Source organism: Halomonas sp. OfavH-34-E, from assembly GCF_024124525.1.
In the GTDB taxonomy this organism is placed as follows: Bacteria; Pseudomonadota; Gammaproteobacteria; order Pseudomonadales; family Halomonadaceae; genus Halomonas; species Halomonas litopenaei.
Map to the genome: position 1 here is coordinate 1 of NZ_JAMXRY010000011.1, position 22,423 is coordinate 22,423.

Here is a 22,423-nt window from a genome sequence, read left to right on the forward strand (position 1 = left end):
ATGTGCTCGGTAACGACCAGTTCGGCGCCGATGGTCAAGGCGCGCTAACCGGTGCCACCGTTCAGGGTGGCGCGACCGTCGGTACCGTCGCAGTCAACCCGGACGGCAGCCTGACCTTCACGCCCAATCCCGGCTTCGTCGGCAACGCTACCATCGACTATACCGCCACCGACGGCGACGGCAGCACGGTCGGCGGTAGCCTCGATGTCGCAGTCGCCGATGGCGGCACTGGTCCCACCACCCCCGATAGCGATGGTGACCCAACCACCACCAACCCCACTGCTGTCGTTGACGAAGATGGCCTGCCTGGCGGCATCGCCGGTGGCGTCGGTGACGTGGCAGGAGAGAACACCGTCGCCAGTGGCACCTTAGGATACAGCTTTGGCACCGATGGTCCTGCAGCCAACGGTGCCTTCACCTGGCGCCTTGCCGGCCTGCCATCCGATCTCGAGACCGCGGATGGTCGTGCGGTAACGTTCACGCTTGGCAACGCTGGCAGCACCATTGTCGGTTTGGCCAGCGATGGTAGTGGCGGCACCGAGCAGGTAATCACCATCACCCTGACCGACCAGGCCTCGGGCACCTATCAGGTGACACTGCACCAGCCGCTCGAGCACTCCCCGGGCAATGGCGAGAACGATCTCGGTTTCTTCGCTGGTTACACCATTACCGATGCCGATGGCAGCCAGGCAAATGGCTTCCTTTCGGTGGTGGTCGATGACGATACGCCCCATGCATCCGATGCCCAGGATGGGCTGCTGGCCTCAGGCACAGTCAACTTTGGCGATATTGCGGGAGCCGATGGCATCAAGTCCGTGCAATTTGGTGCCGGACTGAACGGGGCGGAGGTCAAGAGTGCCAGTGGCGGGATGCTGCTCACGTCTAATGGCGAGAGCCTGACCTACCAATTGAGCGGTGATGGCAAGACGCTGCAGGCCAAGACCGCTGGAGGTGACGTGGCGTTCGAGGTGAGTTTGGCGGCGGATGGTTCTACCTACGAGGTAGAGGTCCTCGATGATGAAATCCGAGCATTTGACGGTACCAGCACGCAAATCAGTGACGGCAGCAAACACATTGTGTTTGAGTTCGGAGACAATGGTTCCGGATCCGGGCATCGCTTCGTCGGCTTTGAGGGAACCGAGGGAGCAGCCGATGTTGTGGCATCCGCCTGGACTTACAATGGGCCTCATGCGTCCTGGCTGCGAACTGACGGGGATACACAGCTGGCTGCGGGCCACGATGACCTGACGGGCTTCAACGAGTCGGTTCGACTCGATTTCGTTGACAACCTCCGTTTTACCAACACCGAAGCAAGCTGGGATAACCATCGCGGAATTACCTATATCCGCCAGTTTATCAATACAGAAGCAACTTTTGCCGATATCGAGATCAGGGCCATTTCTTCAGCTTCTGATGGCACCGACACGAGCGGACATCCGGTTGCCGTCAGCGGTCAGGTGCTGGACCTTTCAAGGAGCGATGTTCGCTTCCTGGATAGTGCCGGCAATGACATCACCTCGTCGGTGACGATTGAGGAAAATGCCGATGGCACCCTCAACGTGAGAAGCATTCCCGTCGGTGCTCAGCTGGTGCTTACGACCAGCGAGGCTTTTGAAGCGATCGAGTATCGCGGTTTGGATGGCACCCGGCCATTTTCTGTAGGGGACTTTGTCTACGCCGAAGCGGAGAATGCACCGACACTGGCATTGCCACTGGCCGTAACGGATAACGACGGCGATACAGCCGACGGTACTCTGGCGCTGGCTTTGCCGGATGGTGACCAGCTACTCGTCGGCGGCAGCGGCGATGACAGCACCACCGGTGGCAATGGTGACGACGTCATTCTCGGTGATGCCGGCGGCACCCATACCGTGCTCGAACCTGCGCAGAACCACAATGTGTCCTTTATTCTGGACGTGTCACCAAGCATGGGGCAGTTTCTGGAAAACGGACAATCACGCTTCAAGGTGGCCATCGAAGCGCTACGAGCCCAGCTTACCGAACTGGCTTCTTTCGAAGGATCGATCAATGCCCAGATCGTGACGTTCGCTGGTAAGGTGGCTAACTCGATCGAGTTCAATGATCTGTCAGTAGCGGATCTGGACGACATCAATGCCTACCTGGATAGCAGAGGGGTTATTTCTGGAACCAACTATGAGCAAGCCTTTGTTGTCGCCAACGATTGGATGACGTCTGTCAGTCAGGAGGGCTTCAACAACGTTGCCTACTTCATGTCCGATGGAGACCCCGTATCTCATAACGCGAACGGAAACATTGGCGTCACTGATACAGGGGAAGGAAACGTCACCACCCTAGGTGATATTGTCAACTCTCTCGAAGGATACGATCCGCTGGCCGCTATCAGTCGGGTAGAGGCGATCGGGGTAGGCGACGACGCCAACCTTGAGGTATTGAAGGTTCTTGACAACACCTCAAGTGGTGGGTTGAAGATGGTGCCCACTCCCCTGGATGCCGGTACATCGGTAGGCGATGCGGAATTTCTTGCCACCTTTAATACGGGAGACACGGGAAGACTCGCATCCATCGATAGTTGGGCGCTGCAGACGGCTGATGGTGGAGTGACCATCGACAGTAGCTCGATCGGCACCTATCTACGCATTCGGGACAATGGCACGGGTGATGGCAGCACGATCGTCACCAGTGACGCTTTCGTCGTGAATGAACCTGCCGGTGTCAACCAGTTCTATAGCGTGTCATTTAACTTCGTGACCGACACCGCAAACGACCTGGAACAGGAAGGAAATATAAACGACAACTTCTCCTGGGAGCTGCAGACGCAAAATGATGAGGGAGGCTGGGATGCCGTTGCCACGGGGTTAAGATTTCGCTCGGGCAATATCAACAATAGTACTACTCAGATTGTGGCCAACGGGCTGGAAGGAGGAACCTATAGGCTACAGTTCGAGGTGGAGAACGCTAGAGGGGAGTTCTTCACGTTGTACGTTCAGGATATCTCGCTCGATCTTCAAAGCTACACAGACGACCAGCTTGTGCCAGCCGGTGAGGTGTCCATGATTGGCACCCCCGAGGAGTTTGCAACGGCGCTGGACGGTGGCTCGTCCTTCGATCAGCCGGCGGATCTCGGCGATGACGTTCTGGCCGGCGGTGCCGGCGACGACGTAATTTTTGGCGACGAGATCAACCCAGCGGGTGTCGGAGGAGAGAGCGGAAGTGGCTTTGCCGGACTGGTCGACTACCTGACCACGCAGAATGGCACCGAGCCCACCAGGGATGAGACGGCCGTCTTTATCCGGGACAATGTCGATGCCTTGGCCAGCGGATCGCGCAGCGATGGTGGTGACGATCAGCTATCCGGTGGGGCGGGCGACGACATTCTGATCGGCGGCGGCGGAAACGATCTACTACTCGGTGGTAGTGATAGCGATCTGCTGATCGGTGGTGGCGATAACGATCAGTTGACCGGTGGTTCCGGAGCCGATGTCTTTGCCTGGGGGCTGGATGATGCCGGTAGCTCGGCCACGCCGGCACGGGATACCGTGACCGACTTCACCGTCGGCGAGTTTGGCGTCGATGCCGATGCCGATCGGCTCGATCTTGCCGACCTTCTCCAGGGTGCCGACGAGAACAACCTCGCAGACTACCTGCAGGCCAACCAGGACGGAGACGACACCGTGCTGTCCATCAGCAGCGAGGGTAACCTCGCCGCCGGAGGCGGCAACGCTGACCAGGTGGTCGTTCTGATCGGCGTTCAGATGGGAGCAGATGGGGACACCTTCCTGCAGAACCTGCTCGACGATGGCCAGTTGAAGGTCGACTAGGCGCTGTCCGAAAAGTCGACGAGCGAAGGTTAGACAAGGCAAAAATCGGTGAGAAAGCGCAGTTTACGGGGTGTAAATGAGCATTTTGATCCGATTTTTAACGCCGTATTACCGAGCGCAGGCACTTTTCAGACAAGCCCTAGGGCAACGGAGGGAAAACGGGATGGGCGGCCCGCCGCCCACCCATTGACAACAACCTGATGACAAGCATTAGAAAGAACTGAAAATAGCGTCGACAAGTATGACCAGACCCACAATGGCTGGCCATCTCGTTCAGCCGGCGCTCAAAGCCTGAGTCCTGTTGTGTACAGGGTTCAGGCTTTTCGTTTCCGCATGAGGCGTTCGTGGTTGTCGCCATGGGTACACTGGAGGCAAGCCTGCTGCGACGGTTCCATCGTGGCGAACGGATTCAGGTGAATAACCTCGGTCTTCAGGATTCAGACGTAGCTCTCCAATTCGCACCCCCAGAGCAGAAGCAACCTCCGCTTCTTCGACACGGCCGCAATCGATTTCTCCTCGGGTCTGGGCATGACCGCGTTGAATGTAGCCAGCAGCCTCCTCCTTTCGATCTTCAAGACAAGGCGCGATGTACGAGATCGATGCTTTTTCCTCTAGTACATTGTCACACCCGTCACTATCGATCCCTCTTATGACAATGACATAAAAACCTCTCATTCTTGACATTTTTGCTTCTGACGTCTGCCTATACCACTGATTGTATTACTACCAAAGCATCCCTCCCCTAACCAATAGCCACCCCTTCCCATTAGGATAGATGCAGACGACTGGGTGCGGGGATTCTTACTTCAGCATACTCTTCCTATTCGCCAGAGCGTCGGATTCCCTGCAAACACCCTTCATCACTTACCGGCAAGGATTTTTACCATGAAGTCTGGCTTGGATAGTTTCGTTGCCGCGACCATCCTGTCGCCCCCGTTAGAGGAAGGCGACGATATCAGCACGGTCGCCAGTGTGGATGAGGATGGGCTTCCCGGCGGCAATCTCGAAGGCCCGAGCGACCTTGGCGGGTCTGCGACGGTGGTCACCGGCACCATCCCCTACAGCTTTGGCAGCCTGGGAGCGGCAGATTTCGCGCCCTTCTCGTGGTCGTCCAGCGGCCTGCCGAGCCTGTCGTCCCAGGGCGAAGCGCTACACTATGTTGTTTCACCCAGCGGCAAGACCCTGGCAGCCAGGACCCTGGACGGCCAGACCGTCTTGCACCTGACCGTTACCGATATCGATATCGATACCGGGGCCTATCGCCTTGCCCTGCGCGCACCACTGGATCATCCCATCACAGGTAACGAGGATGACCTGGCCTTTTCGGTCAAGTACACCATTCGCGATAGCCAGAACAATCAGGCATCTGCCAGGGTAGGCATCGTGGTTGACGATGACTCCCCGACAAATACCATCGATTCACCCGTCGCCGTGGACGCTGGCGACAACGTGACCGGCTTCTGGCGCCAGCGCGGCGGCGCCGATGGCGTCGATTCCACCAAGGTGACCCTGGCCGGTAGCACCACCGAGTTCGACCTGGATCAACGCATCTTTACTCCACAGGGAAGCCTGACGGTCAACTCGGACGGCAGTTTCACCCTGAACGCCAGCCCCAACATCACCTCAGACACAGAGCTGGTCTTTCAGATTGTCACCACCGATGGTGATGGCGATAGCGTGGCAAGCGAGGGTCGCATCAGCGTCAATGCAGCACTACTGTCTGACGATCGCCCAACGACGCCCTTGAGTGATGGTGACCTTGCAACCTCATCGCCACTTGCCTTGCTCGATGAGGATGGCCTGCCGGGGGGCGAGCCCGGTGGAATCGGCGACATACCCGGCGAAGCAACCGTCGCCATGGGCAACCTCGGCTACGACTTTGGAGACGACGGCGCCGGCGACGTTGTCTGGGAAACCCACAACCTTCCTGATATCCGGTCCGGTGGCACAAGGATCGACTGGCAGCCAGGCGCTGAGGGCAAGCAGCTGACCGGACTCGACGCCGATGGCAGGACAGCACTTCACGTCGAGCTGCTGGACGTGGAGGACGGTACCTACCGCGTCACCCTGGCTCGCCCGCTGGACCATGGTGGGGTCAATATCGAGGACAATCTGGATCTAAGCTTTGGCTACCGGATCACCGACAGCGACGGCGACAGTGCCCTGGGTGAGCTGCTCGTGCGCATCAACGACGACTCGCCGGTGAAGGGACGATCAAACCAGGACACTCCCGCAGCCGAGCCACTCGATATCGCCGAGCTTCTCGATGACGGCGAGAGCGCTGGCAAACTCACTGACCCCGCCATCACTCCCATCTTGGCCGATGATCCGAGTCCCTCGCCGATAACGGCGCAGACCTCTCTCGATAGCGAAATGGCGCCAACGATCAAAGACGATCTGCGCACTCTGCTGGAGGATACGACGATCCCTGCCGATATCTAAGGCGTGCACCAGAAGTGCCTTGGCTCATCGACCTTTCGAATTGTGCCTGACACACAGTCAGACCGTGCCCTGCAAGCAGGTCAATCGAGCGGTCCGCTTCGGGAGCGCTTTCTGGCGAGCAGGGTCGGCAGTATCCAGCCGGCTCATCAGCAGCCTGAGGCCTCGCTCGAATTCGGCCTTGCCGCCGTAGGAAGGGTGACGCAGGGCGACGACCTCGCGCTCGGGAAAGGCAGCCTGAGCGGCCAGGGTGCCCTTTCGCCCTACCCCAGCCACCATCGTCGGCGTCGAGTGGGCAGCGACCAGCTGATCCAGCCGCCTGAGCCAGTCGATGCCTTCGCGCAACTCTGCTGCGCGTGGCGCGCGGTTGCTGCGCGGTCGCGCTATTTGATGGGGGTGGAAGGGAAAGGCGTTCCACACCAGCGGCGTCAGCCCAAGACGTGCGAAGCACTCCCAGGCGATGGTGGCGGTGGCTTCGCTGCCGCCCTCCGGTACCAGGGCGAGGTGCGGTCTCAGCGTCTCGATAAAGGGATGCTTACAAGAACGCAGTAGTGCCGGGCTCGACAACGGGATTCCGGTCTCGCCACCGCCCTTGAAACCCAGTGCTTCGGCCACCAGCAGCAACCTGGGCCGTCCAGCCGCGGTCGTTTCCCTGGCGTGTTCCTGGATCAGCTCGAGATAGGCCGTCAGGTTGTCGGCCAATGGTTTATCGCGCCAGGGATTGGCAACGTCTGGCCCATCTGGCCGCCTGCGCAATCGCCTGACGAATGAACGAACGGTGGTCCTGCCCAAGCGCCCTGCTCCGCTGCTGATCGATCATGTAAATGACGCGATGGGCCCGCACATCAAGGCCCTGAACGACGTCGGGGCGCCCAAAAGGCGCCCCGACGATCCGATAGTGCTTTGCCTTAGCGCTCGCGCAGTACCTTGAGCATACGCTTGAGCGGCTCGGCGGCGCCCCACAAGAGCTGGTCACCGACGCTGAAGGCGCTGAGGTACTCACCACCCATGTTCAGCTTGCGCAGACGACCCACCGGGATGCTCAGGGTGCCGGTGGCGGCAGTCGGCGTCAGCCCATCGATGGTGGCGTCCTTGTCATTGGGGATGACCTTGACCCACTCGTTGTGGCTGGCGATACGCTCTTCGATCTCGTCGAGCGGCACATCCTGCTTGAGCTTGATGGTGAACGCCTGACTGTGAGAGCGCATGGCGCCGATACGCACGCACAGACCGTCGATGGGGACCGGGCTGTCCTGGCGACCGAGAATCTTGTTGGTCTCGACGTAGCCCTTCCATTCCTCGCGGCTCTGACCGTTATCCAGCTTGGAATCGATCCATGGCAGCAGGCTGCCGGCGAGCGGCGCACCGAAGTTGTCGGTGGGGATGGCGCCAGTACGCATCGCCTCGGTGACCTTGCGGTCGATGTCGAGGATGGCGCTGGCCGGATCCTTGAGCTCGCTTGCCACGCTGTCACGCAGGCCGCCCATCTGGTTGAGCAGCTCGCGCATGTGCTTGGCGCCGGAGCCGGATGCGGCCTGATACGTCATGGAGGTCATCCACTCGATCATGTCCGCCTCGAACAACCCGCCGAGGCCCATCAGCATCAGGCTGACGGTGCAGTTGCCGCCGACGAAGGTGCGCGCACCGGCGTCGAGCTGGGCGTCGATCACCTTGCGGTTGACCGGGTCGAGCACGATGGTGGCGTCATCGCTCATGCGCAGGGTGCTGGCAGCGTCGATCCAGTAGCCCTTCCAGCCGGCACCGCGCAGGTCTTCATAGACCTTCTTGGTGTAGTCGCCGCCCTGGCAGGTGATGATCACGTCCAGCGCCGTGAGCGCCTCGATGTCGAAGGCGTCCTTCAGCGGAGGCACGTCCACACCCACGTCGGGGCCGGCCTGACCGACCTGGGAGGTGGTGAAGAAGACCGGCTCGATGCCGTTGAAATCTCCATCTTCCACCATCCGCTGCATGAGCACGGAACCCACCATGCCACGCCAACCGACGAAACCGACTTTCAACATGTGAAGTCCTCCAGAAATCGAGTGAGGCAATCATTATACAGAAACCGGCAGCACCTTTCAGATGCCACCGGCACAGTCAGGATGGGCGACGCCCGATTGCCGGGCGCCAGCACCACTAACAAAGGCGTTAAAGCGCCGCCAGCACCGCATCCCCCATCTCACTGGTGGACACCTGGCGGGTGCCCGGATAGGCGATGTCGGCGGTGCGCAGGCCCTGATCCAGCACCTTGCCCACCGCAGCCTCGATGCGCTCGGCCATGGCAGGCTCGTTGAGCGAATAGCGCAGCATCATCGCCACCGAGAGGATGGTGGCCAGCGGATTGGCGACACCCTGGCCAGCGATATCCGGGGCGCTGCCGTGGCAAGGCTCGTACATGCCCTGGCCGCTTTCGTTGAGCGAGGCCGACGGCAGCATACCGATGGAGCCAGTCAACATGGCGGCGGCGTCGGACAGGATGTCGCCGAACATGTTGCCGGTCACCACCACGTCGAACTGCTTGGGCGCGCGCACCAGCTGCATGGCGGCGTTGTCCACGTACATGTGCGACAGTTCCACGTCCGGGTACTCGGCGGACAGCCGCTCCATCACCTCGCGCCACAGGATGGTGACCTCCAGCACGTTGGCCTTGTCGACGCTGCAAAGCTTCTTGTCACGCTTGCGCGCCATCTCGAAGGCCACCCGGCCGATGCGCTCGATCTCGCTCTCGCTGTAGACGTAGGTGTTGAAGCCGACGCGCTCACCGTCACGCTCCTCGACGCCGCGCGGCTGGCCGAAGTAGATACCCCCGGTCAGCTCGCGCACGATCATGATATCGAGCCCGGACACCACCTCGGGCTTGAGGGTCGAGGCCTCGGCCAGCTGCGGATAGAGGATGGCCGGGCGCAGGTTGCCGAACAGCCCCAGCTCCTTGCGCAGCCCCAGAAGCCCCTTCTCCGGTCGCTTGGAAAGGTCCTCGATGGTGTCCCACTGGGGGCCGCCTACGGCCCCCAGCAGGATGGCGTCCGCCGCACGCGCCTTGGCCAGGGTCTCCTCGGGCAAGGGCACGCCGTGGACGTCATAGGCGCCGCCGCCTACCAGCGCTTCCTCCACGTCCACGTCGAGCCCCTTGGCCTTGAGCGCCTCGAGCACGCGGCTGGCCTGGGCGGTGATCTCGGGGCCGATGCCGTCACCGGGAAGGACAAGAATCTTGCGGGTCATGAGCTGGGGTTCCTGAAAGCTGGCAGAAAGATGAAGATCGAGAGAATCGTAAGCCCCGCCATCGGGCGGGGCCAGCTGTCGATGAGAGACAGGTCTACGCCTTGGCCGGCTCGCGGAACAGCCAAGGGCGAGCGGTGCGATGACGCGCCTCGAAATCGGCGATGGCGGCCTCGTCCTTGAGGGTGATGCCGATATCGTCGAGGCCTTCGAGCAGGCAGTGCTTGCGGAAGGCGTCCACCTCGAACTCGAGGATCTCTCCGCCAGGGGTCACCACACGCTGGTGCTCGAGGTCGATATCGAGACGGTAGCCCTCGTTGGCCTCGACCTCGGCGAACAGCCGGTCGACCTGCTCTTCGGGGAGAGTAATCAGCAGGATGCCGTTCTTGAAGGCGTTGTTGTAGAAGATATCGGCGAAACTCGGCGCGATGACCGCGCGGAAGCCAAAGTCCTCCAGCGCCCAGGGCGCGTGCTCACGGGAACTGCCGCAGCCGAAGTTGCGCCGTGCCAGCAGCACCTGGGCACCCTGATAACGCGGCAGATTGAGTACGAAATCCGGGTTCAACGGGCGCTGGCTGACGTCCTGACCGGGCTGGCCTTCGTCGAGGTAGCGCAGTTCATCGAACAGGTTGACGCCGAAGCCGGTACGCTTGATCGACTTCAGAAACTGCTTGGGAATGATCAGGTCGGTGTCGACGTTGGCCCGATCCATCGGCGCGACCAGACCCTCAAGGCGTTCGAACTTTTGCATGGCTCAGGCCTCCTGGCGAGCGGTGGTGGAATCAAACTGGCGCACATCGACGAAGTGGCCGGCGATGGCGGCAGCGGCGGCCATGGCAGGGCTGACCAGGTGGGTGCGACCACCGTAACCCTGACGCCCCTCGAAGTTGCGGTTGGAGGTGGAGGCGCAGTGCTCGCCGGCACCGAGCTTGTCGGCGTTCATCGCCAGACACATGGAGCAGCCGGGCTCACGCCACTCGAAGCCGGCCTCGATGAACACCTTGTGGAGCCCTTCCTCCTCGGCCTGACGCTTCACCAGACCGGAGCCCGGGACGACCATCGCCAGCTGGATGCTGTCGGCGACCTTGCGACCACGGGCCACCTTGGCCGCCTCACGCAGATCTTCGATGCGTGAGTTGGTGCAGGACCCGATGAACACCTTGTCGAGGCGGATATCGGTGATCTTCTGGCGCGGTGACAGCCCCATGTACTCAAGCGCCCGGGTGATGCCGGTGCGCGCGGTGTCGTCATCGGCCTCGGCGGGATCCGGGACCTCACCGCTGACACCGGTGACCATCTCGGGGCTGGTGCCCCAGCTGACCTGAGGCTCGATGGACGCAGCGTCCAGCGTCACCACCTTGTCGAACACGGCGTCGGCATCGGAGACCAGCTCGCGCCAGTCGGCCACGGCGGCGTCCCACTGCTCGCCGCTGGGAGCAAAGGGGCGCTCGGCCAGATACTCGATGGTGGTGTCGTCCACCGCGATCAGGCCGACCCGGGCTCCGGCCTCGATGGCCATGTTGCACACTGTCATGCGACCTTCCATCGACAGGCTCTCGATGGCGCTGCCGGCAAACTCGATGGCGTAGCCGGTGCCACCGGCGGTACCGATCTCGCCGATGATCGCCAATACAACGTCCTTGGCGGTGACGCCCTCGCCCAGCTCGCCTTCGACGCGAACCTGCATGTTCTTCATCTTCTGCGCCAGCAGACACTGAGTAGCCAGCACGTGCTCGACCTCGGAGGTGCCGATGCCATGGGCCAAGGCGGCAAAGGCGCCGTGGGTAGCGGTATGGGAGTCGCCACACACCACGGTCATGCCCGGCAGCGTCGCACCCTGCTCGGGGCCGACCACGTGGACGATGCCCTGGCGCGGGTCATTGATGCGAAACTCCTCGATGCCGAAGGCCTCGCAGTTGTCATCAAGCGTCTGCACCTGGATCAGTGATACCGGATCCTTGATCCCGCTGTTGCCCTCGGAACGCTCCTTCACGGTGGTCGGCACGTTGTGGTCCGGGGTCGCCAGGTTGGCGTCCAGCCGCCACGGCTTGCGCCCGGCCAGACGCAGACCTTCAAAGGCCTGGGGCGAGGTCACCTCGTGCAGCAGTTGACGATCGATATAGATCAGCGCGGTGCCATCGTCGCGCTCCTTGACCAGGTGCTGCCGCCACAACTTGTCGTAGAGTGTCTGGCCTGCCATGCGGTGTCTCCTCCGGGGGCTTGGCTCCAGGCGCCACGCTGGCGGTGGGCCTGTCGGTCGTTCTGAAGCCGCCCCTCTCGATTGATCGAAAACGGTCGTTTGCCGGTCCCGCGGGCCTTGCCCGGGGATGGGATAGGTCGAGTGTCGCGCCACTCGCCAATAAAATCAATTCATGTTATTTATTCAAACGATTCCCAAGTGGAATACATCATTACCCGGCAAATCGTCGCCACTTTCCCTCGTCATCCGCCCCGGGAGCACTGCCATGGATACCCAGAGCCTGCAGGCCTTTCTCGCCGTGGCCGACAGCGGCAGCTTCTCCCGCGCGGCGGAGCAGCTGCACCTCACCCAGCCGGCCGTCAGCAAGCGTATCGCCAGCCTGGAGGCACTGACGCGCGCCCGACTGTTCGACCGTATCGGCCGCCGCGTCAGTCTGACCGAAGCCGGGCGGCTGCTGCTGCCGCGGGCACGCCAGATTCTGGTCATGGTCGACGACAGCCGCCGGGCCCTGAGCAACCTGAGCGACGAGGTCAGCGGCGAATTGACCCTGGCCACCAGCCATCATATCGGCCTGCACCGGCTGCCGCCGGTGCTGGGCAGCTACGTCAAGCGCTACCCGGAGGTGCGCCTCGACCTGCGCTTTCTCGACTCCGAGCAGGCCTACCAGGGCGTGCTGGACGGCGATATCGAGGTGGCCCTGGTGACCCTGTCGGCCCACCCCGACCCTCAGCTTCGCGCCACCAGAGTGTGGGTCGACGACATGACCTTCGTTGCCGCCCCGGAGCATCCGCTCGCGCGGGAGAGCCGCGTAACCCTGGCGACCCTGTGCGAGCATGACGCCCTGTTGCCGGGCCCACTGACCTTCACCCGCCAGCTGATCCTCGAGCGCCTGGCCAGGCACGGTCTGACGCCGCGGGTGGGACAGTCGACCAACTATCTGGAAACCCTCAAGATGATGGCCACGGCCGGGCTTGGCTGGAGTCTGTTGCCCGACCCCATGGTCGAGCGGGACATCGCCAGCGAAAGACTGGTCCGGCTGGCCCTCGAGGAGCCTGCGATACAGCGCCCGCTCGGCTACCTGGTGCACCGCGACCGCACCCTGTCCAACGCCGCCCGCTCGCTGCTCGAATGCCTCGACCAGGAAGCCGTGGCAGACCCCGCCTCGCCTTGAGCGCACCACCACAGGGACGTCTGAATGACTCGCATGCCTCTCCCTCCACCGCGACACCGCCTGGCCGGCGCACTGACGTTGGCGGGCCTGCTGACGCAGATCGCGGGCCTGGGCCTCGACGGGCTGCCGAGCTGGAGCGTCAGCCTGCCCTTGTGGGCCGCCAGCCTGCTGATGTGGCCGGACATTCCCCGGCGCAATCAGTGGCAGGCCGGCGTGCTGGCGGTGCTGGGGCTTGCCTTTCTGGCGTTGGCGGTGGTGGGCTTCGACGCCACCCCCGACATCACCACCTTGCTCGATGGAAACGCCTTCGTGGTGGCCATGCTGGTAGGGGTGAGCTTTATCGCCTTGATCGGGCGCCCCTCGGAGGGGCCACCGAACAGCGAACCGGTGACCGGGCGCCGAGGTCTGGCCGGGACCTGGCTGGGGGTGCAGCTGCTCGGGGCCATCCTCAACCTGTCCGCGGTCTTCATGGTCGGCGATCGCCTGGAGCGCCGCGGTCGTCTGCTCGACGTTCAACTACTGGGGCTCAACCGAGGGCTTTCCAGCGCCGCCATGTGGTCGCCGTTCTTCGCCGCCATGGGCGTGGCGGTCTCCCTGGCTCCATCGCTTGAATACACCACGGTGCTGGCCGCCGGACTGCCGCTGGCCTTTGCCGGCGGCCTCTACAGCGTGTTCGAACTGTCACGCCGCTTCGACGTCAGCGAGGTCCCTGGCTTTTCACTGTCCCCCCGCAGTCTGCTGATGCCGGCCAGCGTGGCCGGACTGGTGATGGTGTTTCACTACGTCATCACACCGTCTCTGACCATCGTCAGCATCATCACCTTCCTGATGCCGACACTGGCGCTGGCCGCCAACCTGGCCAGGGGCGCTGCAGCGACCCGAGAACGCCTGGTACGTCACCTTCACTACCGACTGCCGGGCATGCGCGGCGAAATCACCCTGTTTCTGTGTGCGGGACTTCTGACCAAGGGACTCTCGATCCTGGTCGCCGCCGCCACCAACGGTGACTGGACGCTGTTTGCCGACTTTGGTGTGGGGCCCGCCATGCTGAGTTATGTGGCCATCGTTGCCAGCGCCATTGCCGGGTTGCACCCGATCATCGGCATCTCGGTGCTGGCCTCGATGCTGGATCTGGATGGCCCCCACCAGACCCTGTTCGGTTTCGTCGCCCTGGCGTCCTGGGGCGTGGGCACCGCCGTCGGCCCGCTGTCGGGCATCAACCTGTCACTGCAGGGGCGCTACGGGATCAGTGGCTATCGCATGATGAAGCACAATCTACACTACGCTCTGGTCATGTCGGCGCTGGTGCTGGTGGCGATCGCCTGCCTGGCCCAGGCCGTCTCGGCCTGAGCCGCACGCCAGACGATTGCCACCTGATATTGCGCCGACGGCGCGGTCGGCGGACGTCAGCCGACACGTCCAAAGTAGCGATGGCCGCATTGATGGCAGGGCTCGATGCGCTTGACCCCGTGCAATTCGACCACGGCGTCGCAGTGCACGCAGGACATGCGTCCCGGCGCCGCCAGTTCGCCGGCGGTGTAGTCGGCACGGGAGGCCTCAAGGTCGTCCTCGAGCTGCTCGCGCTCGATCACGCTGCGATCGGCGATCGACAAGAGCGAATCGACCACCTTGCGCGACAGGATGGTCAGGTCGATGCCGAGCCAGCTGGCCACGCCCTCGCCGCCGGCAGCCAGGTAGCGGCGCATGTCCTTGAGATCACGCTCGACCCAGGCCCTCAGCAGCGCCAGTTCGTCCTTGGTGTACTCCTCGAGCTCCGCCTCGAACTCCACGGCGTCGTCGAGATCCTTCTGCAGATTGTCCCAGGTGAGGTCCTCGGCCCCTTCCTTGAGCCGGGCCAGTACCCGCTCATAGCCGTCGCGCAGACGATGTTCGCCGGACGAAGAATGTTGATCACTCATGACGGTGTCCTCCTTGATGCAGACAAGGACCGCTCGGGGTAACCCGAACGGAACACTGGCGGCCCACCATAGCCGGACCCCGGGCTGCTGGGGTATCCTTGCGGGCATCATTGCCGCGCCGGTGACAGGGCCGCATCAACCTTGATTCTGCACAACCCTGCCGCCGGACGATACCCATACCCTGCGCGCCGCCTTGGGCGCGCCTTGATTGCAAGGTACTCGAAGACCGCGATGGACGCCCAGTACAAGCCCCACGAAATCGAACACGACGCCCAGCAGTTCTGGAATGAAAACCAGTGTTTCAAGGCGATCGAGGATCAGGATCGCGAGAAATTCTACTGCCTGTCGATGTTCCCCTACCCCAGCGGCAAGCTGCACATGGGGCATGTACGCAACTACACCATCGGCGACGTGGTCAGCCGCTTCCAGCGCATGCAGGGCAAGAACGTGATGCAGCCGATGGGCTGGGACGCCTTCGGCATGCCGGCCGAGAACGCCGCGATCAAGAACCAGGTACCGCCGGCCAAGTGGACCTACGAGAACATCGACTACATGCGTGCCCAGCTCAAGGCGCTGGGCTTCGCCTATGACTGGGATCGTGAGTTCGCCACCTGCGACAGCGACTATTACCGCTGGGAACAGTGGTTCTTCACCAAGCTGGTGGAAAAAGGCCTGGTCTACAAGAAGATGTCCACCGTCAACTGGGACCCGGTGGATCAGACCGTGCTGGCCAACGAGCAGGTCATCGACGGCTGTGGCTGGCGCTCCGGTGCGCCGGTGGAGCGCAAGGAAATCCCGTTGTGGTTCTTGAAGATCACCGACTACGCCGATGAGCTGCTGGCGGATCTGGACAAGGTCGAGTGGCCCGAGCAGGTCAAGACCATGCAGCGCAACTGGATCGGCAAGTCCAAGGGGGTCGAGCTGGCCTTCGACGTCGATGGCGACGAGCCGCTCAGGGTCTACACCACCCGTCCCGACACCCTGATGGGGGTGACCTACGTGGCGGTGGCCGCCGGCCACCCGCTGGCGATCAAGGCCGCCGAGGACAAGCCCGAACTCGCCGCCTTCCTCGAGGAGTGCTCCCACGGCGGCACCTCGGAAGCCGAGCTTGCGACCATGGAAAAACGCGGCATGGCCACCGGCTTCGAGGCCATCCACCCGCTGACCGGCGACCGTGTGCCGGTATATGTCGCCAACTTCGTGCTGATGGAATACGGCACCGGTGCGGTGATGGCGGTGCCCGGCCACGACCAGCGTGACTGGGAGTTCGCCACCAAGTATGACCTTCCGATCCGCGCGGTGATCGCCGACGCCGATGGCCAGGCCCCGGACCTGTCCCAGGGCGCCTGGGTCGAGCACGGCAGCCTGATCAACTCCGGCGAGTTTGACGGCCTCGACTTCCAGGCGGCCTTCGACGCCATCGCCAGCCGCCTCGAGCGCGACGGCCACGGCGAGGTCAAGACCAACTACCGCCTGCGCGACTGGGGCGTGGCCCGCCAGCGCTACTGGGGCGCGCCGATTCCGGTCAAGTACGGCCCCGAGGGCCAGACCGTGCCGCTCACCGACGACGAGCTGCCGGTGGCGCTGCCGCTGGAGGTCACCGTGGACGCTTCCGGCTCGCCGCTCAAGAAGATGCCGGCGTTCAGCGATCTGGGCGATGGCTGGACCCGCGAGACCGACACCTTCGACACCTTCATGGAGTCCTCCTGGTACTACGCGCGCTTCTGCTGCGCCGACAACCCGGAGGCCATGCTGGACGAGCGCGCCAACTACTGGCTGCCGGTGGATCTGTACATCGGTGGCATCGAGCACGCCATCCTCCACCTGCTCTACGCCCGCTTCTTCCACAAGCTGATGCGCGACTTCGGTCTGGTCGACTCCGACGAGCCGTTCCAGCGCCTGCTGACCCAGGGCATGGTGATCGCCGAGACCTTCTACCGCCCCGAGGCCAACGGCGGCAAGGAGTGGTTCAACCCCGCCGACGTCGAGGTCAAGCGTGACGACAAGGGACGCCCGCTCAGCGCCACCCTGATCAGCGATGGCCAGCCGGTGGAGATGGGCGGCATCGAGAAGATGTCGAAGTCCAAGAACAACGGCGTCGACCCCCAGGCCATGATCGATCGCTTCGGTGCCGACACCGTGCGCCTGTTCATGATGTTCGCCGCCCCCCCGGAGCAGTCACTGGAGTGGTCCGACTCCGGCGTCGAGGGCGCCCACCGCTTCCTCAAGCGGCTGTGGCGTCTGGTCGCCGAGCATCTGGAGGCCGGTACGCCGGCAGCGCTGGATGCCGCCGCCATCGCCTCGCTCGACGACGCCCAGCGCGAACTGCGCCGCAAGACCCACGAGACGATCAAGAAGGCCGGCGACGACATCGGCCGCCGCACCACCTTCAATACCGCCATCGCCGCGGTGATGGAGCTGACCAACGCCATCGCCAAGTTCGGCGATACCAGCCCTCAGGGCCTGGCAGTCAGCCGCGAGGCGATCGAGGCCTGCGTGCTGCTGCTGGCACCGATCACGCCCCACGCCTGCCACGCACTGTGGCGCTCACTGGGCCATGACGGCGCGGTCATCGATGCCACCTGGCCGGCGTTCGACGAAAGCGCCCTGGCGCGCGACAGCATCGAGCTGGTGGTGCAGGTCAACGGCAAGCTGCGCGCGCGCCTCGAGGTGCCCGCCGACGCCGACAAGGCCGCCGTCGAAGCGCTGGCATTGGCCAACGACAACGTCCAGCGCCATACCGACGGCAAGACCCTGCGCAAGGTGATCGTTGTGCCGGGCAAGCTGGTCAACATCGTCGCCAACTGACAGCTCGCGGCGGGCGTCTCGCCCGCCGCGTCAGACTGTCGGTGATACCAGGACATGATGCCGAAGGCTGTGCCTTCGGTTTTTCCCTCACGCTGGACAAGGAGTTCCCATGCAGCGTCGTCACTTCCTTGGTCTGACCCTGGCCTCCGGCGCCGCCCTGCTGCTCGCGGGCTGCGGCTTCCACCTGCGCGGCGTCGGCGGCGAGGTGCTGTCCCTGGACAGCCTGGCGCTCGACGGTGCCGACACCCCCTTCGCCGAGCAGTTGACCAAGCGTCTGGAAAGCCTCGGCACCCGCGTCGACGAGACCGCGTCGCTGCGTCTCAACCTGGGTGGCGAAGACGTCAGCATCCGTCAGGTCGGCGTGCTCGACACCGGCTCTCAGGACCAGCAACTGGTGCTGCGGATTCCCTACTCGATCCAGCGCGCAAGCGATGGCGCCTACCTGGCCGATCGCCAGGCGGTGGAGGTGCTCGAAGAGTTCTCGATCACCGACGACAACCTGCTGTCCCAGGATGAGCTACGCGCCGATGCCCTGGAAAACGCCCGCCGCGAGGCCGTACGCCAGATGATCGACCGACTGCGCGCCATCGAGGAAGTCTGATTCACCCATGAAGGTCTTTGCCGACAAGCTGCCGGACGCGCTTTCGAAGTCCGTGCCCCCTGTCATCATCGTCGCCGGTGATGAGCCTCTGCAGCACATGGAGGCCTGCGACCAGGTCCGGGCACGTGCGCGCGAGTCGGGCGTCGAGGAACGTGAGGTGCTCCACGTCGAGGCCAACTTCGCCTGGGGCCGCCTCACCGAGTCCGCGGCGAGCCTGTCGCTGTTCGCCTCGCGCAAGTTGATCGAGCTGCGTCTGGGCAGCGCCAAGCCGGGGCAGGAAGGCGGCAAGGCACTCAAGGAGTACGCCGAACAGGCACAGGGCAGCGACAACATCCTGCTGGTCAGCTGCGCCAAGCTCGACGCCCGCGAGCAGAAGAGCGCCTGGTTCAAGGCGCTCGACAAGCTGGGGCTGTTCGTTCCGGTGTGGCCGGTCGACCCTTCCCGCCTGGGTTTCTGGCTGAGGGACCGCGCCCAGCGCCACGGTCTGTCGATGTCGCTGGACGCCGCCCGGCTGCTGGGTGAACGCACCGAGGGCAACCTTCTGGCCGCCGACCAGGAACTGCAGAAGCTGGCCTTGATGCTTCCTCCCGGCGCTCAGGTATCCCCCCGTGACGTCGCCGGAGGGGTCGAGAACAGTGCCCGCTACGACGTCTTCACTCTGGTCGATGCCTGCCTGAAAGCCGAGCGCGAGCGCGTCCTCCGTATCCTCGCGGGACTGGCCGCCGAGGGTACCGAGCCACCGATCATCCTGTGGGCCCTGACCCGCGAGATTCGCACCCTGCTGTCGCTGCATCAGCACCTGGACCAGGGCCAGAGCTTCGAGCACGCCTGCAAGGCCCAGAAGCCTCCGATCTTCGACCGTCGGCGCCCCGCCTACCAGGAAGCCATCCGTCGCCTGCCACTCAAGCGTCTGCACAAGCTTCTGATGTTCGCCCAACGCCTGGACCTGTCGATCAAGGGCGCAGCGGACCTGCCGCTGGAACAGGGCATTCAGGACCTGGCGCTGACCCTCGCTGGCGGTCGTGGACTGCTGGCAGAAATGGCCTGGTCCTATCGCGTGGCGCCGTAGCCGACGATTCGTCTTCCTTGCTCTCGCATGATGTGGCCTGGCGTCCCCCCTGTGACGCCAGGATGGGATAGGTCAGCCCGGCCAATGGGGGTATGACCCCGCACTGCGGGTACTCTGCGCATAGAATAGGGCAAGCACCTGCATCATTACCCCTTGGGCGCCCAGCGCGTCTGGTCGCCAGCGACCGCGAGTGCCCCCATCATGACCCGTGTCTTCCCGCTGGTTCTGGCCGCCGGCGTCACCTTGCTTTCGACCGCCAGCGCCCTGCTGTTGCTCGGCTACCTGAGCCAGGTGCGCCAGCCCATGGGCGTTGTCCGCGATGCCCTCATCATCGAAACGGCACGGTCTCAGGAAAATGTGGCGAGCATCGCTTCACTCAAGCAGTTTGCCGGCATCGACAACTCGCCCCGGGCTCACGAGCTCACGCAAGTGGCCGATACCCTCCAACACCGTCTGCGGACGCTGGCGGGCACCGCCACGCGACTGCCCACCTCCCAGCGGGACAGCGTGGTCGGCTACCTGCAACGTGCAGAGCACTCGATCGACCTGATCGCTCCTTCGCCTCTCTCTGGCACCACCGCAGACATCACCGACACCTTGCCGGGGCTCGCTTCGACCATCGATGAGCTGGCCATCTATCTGATGGAGACCGAGTCGCACCAGCGAAAGCTCGATCGACGCCTGGCATTGGTGGCCACCGTACTGACGGGACTGGTACTGATGGTCGGCACGGTGCTGTTTGTCGCCCTGCTGCGCCTGGAACGCCACAGCAACGCGCTGCGCTATCTGGCGATGACCGACGACCTCACCCAGCTCTACAATCGTCGCCAGTGGCTCGACCAGGCCCCCCACCTGCTGGCCCTTCGGCGCCCGGCGGATAGTCCAGTGGCGCTGATGCTGCTGGATCTGGACAACTTCAAACGCATCAATGACGGCTACGGCCACCCCACCGGCGACAAGGTATTGAAGTCCTTCGGCGAGATGCTCAAGCGCGTGGCCAGGCGCAGCGATCTGGCGGCGCGTCTGGGGGGCGACGAGTTCGCCCTGCTGATGCCCCAGGCGGACGCCCGCAACGCCGAAACCGTCGGCGAGCGAATTCGCCACGAAACCGAGCACTTCGACCTGACCCAACCGGCGGCCGGCGCCAACCTTACGGTCAGTATCGGCATCGCCGTCTCAAGCCACGCCGATGACGACTTCTCCACCCTGTACCGGCGGGCCGACCAGGCGCTCTACCAGGCCAAGCATCAAGGACGCAATTGCATCCGCCTGGGCTAGAGAAACCAACAACCTGCATGAAATTCCTGTACCACCTTCGTTATACTCCTGTTGTCGCCAACGCATCCGGCGGGCAGGATGCCACTGGATGCATGTCGCCATCACCAAGGATCGAACAATTCCCGACACCATCAACAAGGAAGCCCCCATGACTTCACGACTGCGCCGCTTGCTGTGTACTGTTCTGATGCTGTGCCTGACCCTGGGTGCCGCCAGCGCCGGGGCCGCCACCTCGGTCCCGCTGGCCTCGACCAACGACGTGCTGGCCTCCCAGCAGAGCCAGGACGCCCGAGAACGCATCCATCAGGTACTGGCCCGCGATGACGTACGCCAGCAACTCGAACTCCAGGGCGTCGATCCCGGTGAGGTAGAGGACCGCGTAGCCGCCCTGTCCGACGCCGAAGCTCAGCAGATGGCCGACCAGCTCGACCAGATGCCCGCCGGCGCCAGCGTCATTGGCGTGCTGTTCGCGGTCTTCGTCATCCTGCTGGTCACCGACATCCTGGGTCTGACCGACGTCTACCCGTTCACCCGCTAAGGACATGCGCGTGATGCGCTCATTCGTCTCGAGCGCCCGCCTGGCGGGCGCTCTTTCGTTGGTGATGTGGCTCACGGCCTGTGCCAGCGCCCCCGAACTGGACCACAGCGTCACCGCTACGCTGCCCCAACGCCAGCTCCTCGAAGACGTCCCCTTTCACCCCCAGCGTGACTACCAGTGCGGCCCGGCCACACTGGCCATGGTGCTCAACCATGCAGGGGTCGACGTCGGCGTCGATCAACTGATCCCCGAAATCTACGTGCCCAGTCGCAAGGGCAGCTTCCAGCCCGAGATGCTGGCCGCCAGTCGCCGGCACGGGCGAATCCCGTTCACTCTGGCGCCACGCTTCGCCTCGCTGCTCGAAGAGGTCGATGCCGGCCGCGCGGTGGTGGTACTGCAGAACCTGTCGCTGCCGGCCTTCCCGCTGTGGCACTTCGCAGTGGTCAACGGGTACGATCTCGAGAGCGAAGAGGTATTGCTGCGCACCGGCGTTACCCGTCAGGATGCCACCGATTTCGGGCGTTTCGACGCCACCTGGCAACGTTCCGAGCGCTGGGCCTTCGTGGCACTGACGCCAGGAGAGCTGCCGGTGACGATTGCACCTGAGGCGGCCATCCAGGCCACCTCGGACTTCGAACGGGTCCAGGGACCAGAGCAAAGCCTGCCGGCCTGGCAAGCCCTGGTCGATCGCTTTCCCGAGGAGGCCATGGGGCACTTCGCGCTGGCCAACGCCTACCATGCGGCGGGCCAGCCTGACGCGGCCATCGACGCCTGGCGCAGCGCTGTCGCAAACGATCCGTCGCTGGCGCCGGCCTGGTTGAACCTGGGGCTCACCCTGGCGTCCCAAGGCGATGACGAAGGGGCTCGAGAAGCGCTCAGGCGTGCGGCTTCGCTTGACGGGCCCTGGCAGCAAGGCGCCAGGGAGGCGCTGAACGAACAGCAAGGAGGAGCTCGATGAGCTACGACATCGTGTTCAAGGGCGTCTACCAGGCGCCCGAGCCCGACGACGGCGCCCGAGTACTGGTCGACCGCCTGTGGCCCAGGGGACGCAGCCGCGAGTCCCTGGCGCTTACCGAGTGGTACCGGGAGGCCTCACCCAGCAATGCCCTGCGACGCCAGTATCAGCTCGAGGAGATCAGTTCCAGGGTCTTCGAGATTCGCTATCGCGGCGAGCTACGCGACCACCCCGACCGGCTGTATCCGCTGATGCGCCTGGCCCGGCGTGGCCGCTTGACGCTGGTGACCGCGGCGCGCGATGTCGACAGCACCCATCTGCCCGAGCTGCGCCAGCGCCTGCTCGAGGCACTGTACCAGGAAGATCAGGAAGACGCCCTGCCATCCTCGCCGCCTTGCTTTGCCCACGAGAGCGGCCACTAGAGCTCAG

At 63.6% G+C, this 22,423-nt stretch carries 17 protein-coding genes; 11 read left to right on the top strand and 6 right to left on the bottom strand.

The genetic code is table 11. The features are described 5' to 3' along the window. Both NH448_RS06750 and NH448_RS06755 read left to right on the top strand, forming a co-directional pair. The coding region (locus NH448_RS06750) for a type I secretion C-terminal target domain-containing protein (RefSeq protein ID WP_253028617.1) at window positions 1-3,800 on the top strand (3,800 nt) is incomplete at its 5' end. 885 nt (window positions 3,801-4,685) lie between these two features. Further along, window positions 4,686-6,242 carry a hypothetical protein gene (locus NH448_RS06755; protein WP_253028618.1) on the top strand — a complete coding sequence of 519 codons (1,557 nt, stop codon included), beginning with the start codon at window positions 4,686-4,688 and terminating at the stop codon, window positions 6,240-6,242. Between the two features lie 57 nt (window positions 6,243-6,299). On the opposite strand, the gene NH448_RS06760 is transcribed toward NH448_RS06755, so the two are convergent. The 5 genes from NH448_RS06760 to leuC all read right to left on the bottom strand — a co-directional run bounded on the left by NH448_RS06760 (window position 6,300) and on the right by leuC (window position 11,655). Beyond that, window positions 6,300-6,941, bottom strand: coding sequence for a uracil-DNA glycosylase (locus NH448_RS06760; protein ID WP_045992647.1), 642 nt, complete (start codon window positions 6,939-6,941; stop codon window positions 6,300-6,302). 206 nt (window positions 6,942-7,147) lie between these two features. Then, entirely contained in the window at window positions 7,148-8,260 is a 1,113-nt protein-coding gene (asd, locus tag NH448_RS06765) for an aspartate-semialdehyde dehydrogenase (RefSeq protein WP_253028619.1), read from the bottom strand. Between the two features lie 127 nt (window positions 8,261-8,387). After that, window positions 8,388-9,458, bottom strand: a complete 1,071-nt coding sequence (leuB, locus tag NH448_RS06770; protein WP_045992649.1) for a 3-isopropylmalate dehydrogenase — start codon at window positions 9,456-9,458, stop codon at window positions 8,388-8,390. A 94-nt stretch (window positions 9,459-9,552) separates the two neighbouring features. Then, a complete protein-coding gene (gene leuD / locus NH448_RS06775; RefSeq protein WP_253028620.1) occupies window positions 9,553-10,206 on the bottom strand; it encodes a 3-isopropylmalate dehydratase small subunit in 654 nt (217 codons plus the stop codon). 3 nt (window positions 10,207-10,209) lie between these two features. Next, complete coding sequence (leuC, locus tag NH448_RS06780) at window positions 10,210-11,655, bottom strand: 3-isopropylmalate dehydratase large subunit (protein ID WP_045992651.1); 1,446 nt, start codon at window positions 11,653-11,655, stop codon at window positions 10,210-10,212. Between the two features lie 265 nt (window positions 11,656-11,920). Here leuC and NH448_RS06785 point away from each other — a divergent pair, with 265 nt between their 5' ends. Then, window positions 11,921-12,826: a LysR family transcriptional regulator gene (locus NH448_RS06785; RefSeq protein WP_253028621.1), complete on the top strand. Its 906-nt coding sequence runs from the start codon at window positions 11,921-11,923 to the stop codon at window positions 12,824-12,826. A gap of 33 nt (window positions 12,827-12,859) precedes the next feature. Continuing rightward, window positions 12,860-14,176 (top strand): hypothetical protein, encoded by a 1,317-nt coding sequence (locus NH448_RS06790; RefSeq protein ID WP_253028631.1) that lies wholly within the window; start codon window positions 12,860-12,862, stop codon window positions 14,174-14,176. A gap of 56 nt (window positions 14,177-14,232) precedes the next feature. On the opposite strand, the gene NH448_RS06795 is transcribed toward NH448_RS06790, so the two are convergent. After that, the gene (locus tag NH448_RS06795; protein ID WP_045992653.1) at window positions 14,233-14,745 is read right to left on the bottom strand and encodes a zinc ribbon-containing protein; all 513 of its coding nucleotides are present in this window, start codon (window positions 14,743-14,745) and stop codon (window positions 14,233-14,235) included. A gap of 231 nt (window positions 14,746-14,976) precedes the next feature. Here NH448_RS06795 and leuS point away from each other — a divergent pair, with 231 nt between their 5' ends. From leuS to NH448_RS06830, 7 genes are all read left to right on the top strand, one after another. Continuing rightward, window positions 14,977-17,553, top strand: coding sequence for a leucine--tRNA ligase (gene leuS / locus NH448_RS06800; protein WP_253028622.1), 2,577 nt, complete (start codon window positions 14,977-14,979; stop codon window positions 17,551-17,553). Between the two features lie 109 nt (window positions 17,554-17,662). Next, window positions 17,663-18,154 (top strand): LPS assembly lipoprotein LptE, encoded by a 492-nt coding sequence (lptE, locus tag NH448_RS06805; protein WP_124803682.1) that lies wholly within the window; start codon window positions 17,663-17,665, stop codon window positions 18,152-18,154. A 7-nt stretch (window positions 18,155-18,161) separates the two neighbouring features. After that, window positions 18,162-19,223, top strand: coding sequence for a DNA polymerase III subunit delta (gene holA, locus NH448_RS06810; RefSeq protein WP_045992656.1), 1,062 nt, complete (start codon window positions 18,162-18,164; stop codon window positions 19,221-19,223). 201 nt (window positions 19,224-19,424) lie between these two features. Further along, window positions 19,425-20,501 carry a GGDEF domain-containing protein gene (locus NH448_RS06815; protein WP_052704339.1) on the top strand — a complete coding sequence of 359 codons (1,077 nt, stop codon included), beginning with the start codon at window positions 19,425-19,427 and terminating at the stop codon, window positions 20,499-20,501. Between the two features lie 148 nt (window positions 20,502-20,649). Next, window positions 20,650-21,039, top strand: coding sequence for a PA2779 family protein (locus tag NH448_RS06820; protein WP_045992681.1), 390 nt, complete (start codon window positions 20,650-20,652; stop codon window positions 21,037-21,039). A gap of 13 nt (window positions 21,040-21,052) precedes the next feature. After that, the gene (locus tag NH448_RS06825; protein WP_045992657.1) at window positions 21,053-21,997 is read left to right on the top strand and encodes a PA2778 family cysteine peptidase; all 945 of its coding nucleotides are present in this window, start codon (window positions 21,053-21,055) and stop codon (window positions 21,995-21,997) included. Next, a complete protein-coding gene (locus NH448_RS06830) occupies window positions 21,994-22,416 on the top strand; it encodes a DUF488 family protein (protein WP_045992658.1) in 423 nt (140 codons plus the stop codon). The genes NH448_RS06825 and NH448_RS06830 overlap by 4 nt, the downstream gene beginning before the upstream one ends. Window positions 22,417-22,423 lie beyond the last annotated feature (7 nt).

Excerpts from the sequence above, each read along its gene's own strand:
- NH448_RS06755 (WP_253028618.1), top strand. The coding sequence starts at position 4,686 with ATGAAGTCTGGCTTGGATAGTTTCGTTGCCGCGACCATCCTGTCGCCC.
- asd (WP_253028619.1), bottom strand. The coding sequence starts at position 8,260 with ATGTTGAAAGTCGGTTTCGTCGGTTGGCGTGGCATGGTGGGTTCCGTG.
- leuB (WP_045992649.1), bottom strand. The coding sequence starts at position 9,458 with ATGACCCGCAAGATTCTTGTCCTTCCCGGTGACGGCATCGGCCCCGAG.
- leuD (WP_253028620.1), bottom strand. The coding sequence starts at position 10,206 with ATGCAAAAGTTCGAACGCCTTGAGGGTCTGGTCGCGCCGATGGATCGG.
- leuC (WP_045992651.1), bottom strand. The coding sequence starts at position 11,655 with ATGGCAGGCCAGACACTCTACGACAAGTTGTGGCGGCAGCACCTGGTC.
- NH448_RS06785 (WP_253028621.1), top strand. The coding sequence starts at position 11,921 with ATGGATACCCAGAGCCTGCAGGCCTTTCTCGCCGTGGCCGACAGCGGC.
- NH448_RS06790 (WP_253028631.1), top strand. The coding sequence starts at position 12,860 with ATGCCTCTCCCTCCACCGCGACACCGCCTGGCCGGCGCACTGACGTTG.
- NH448_RS06795 (WP_045992653.1), bottom strand. The coding sequence starts at position 14,745 with ATGAGTGATCAACATTCTTCGTCCGGCGAACATCGTCTGCGCGACGGC.
- leuS (WP_253028622.1), top strand. The coding sequence starts at position 14,977 with ATGGACGCCCAGTACAAGCCCCACGAAATCGAACACGACGCCCAGCAG.
- lptE (WP_124803682.1), top strand. The coding sequence starts at position 17,663 with ATGCAGCGTCGTCACTTCCTTGGTCTGACCCTGGCCTCCGGCGCCGCC.
- holA (WP_045992656.1), top strand. The coding sequence starts at position 18,162 with ATGAAGGTCTTTGCCGACAAGCTGCCGGACGCGCTTTCGAAGTCCGTG.
- NH448_RS06815 (WP_052704339.1), top strand. The coding sequence starts at position 19,425 with ATGACCCGTGTCTTCCCGCTGGTTCTGGCCGCCGGCGTCACCTTGCTT.
- NH448_RS06820 (WP_045992681.1), top strand. The coding sequence starts at position 20,650 with ATGACTTCACGACTGCGCCGCTTGCTGTGTACTGTTCTGATGCTGTGC.
- NH448_RS06825 (WP_045992657.1), top strand. The coding sequence starts at position 21,053 with ATGCGCTCATTCGTCTCGAGCGCCCGCCTGGCGGGCGCTCTTTCGTTG.
- NH448_RS06830 (WP_045992658.1), top strand. The coding sequence starts at position 21,994 with ATGAGCTACGACATCGTGTTCAAGGGCGTCTACCAGGCGCCCGAGCCC.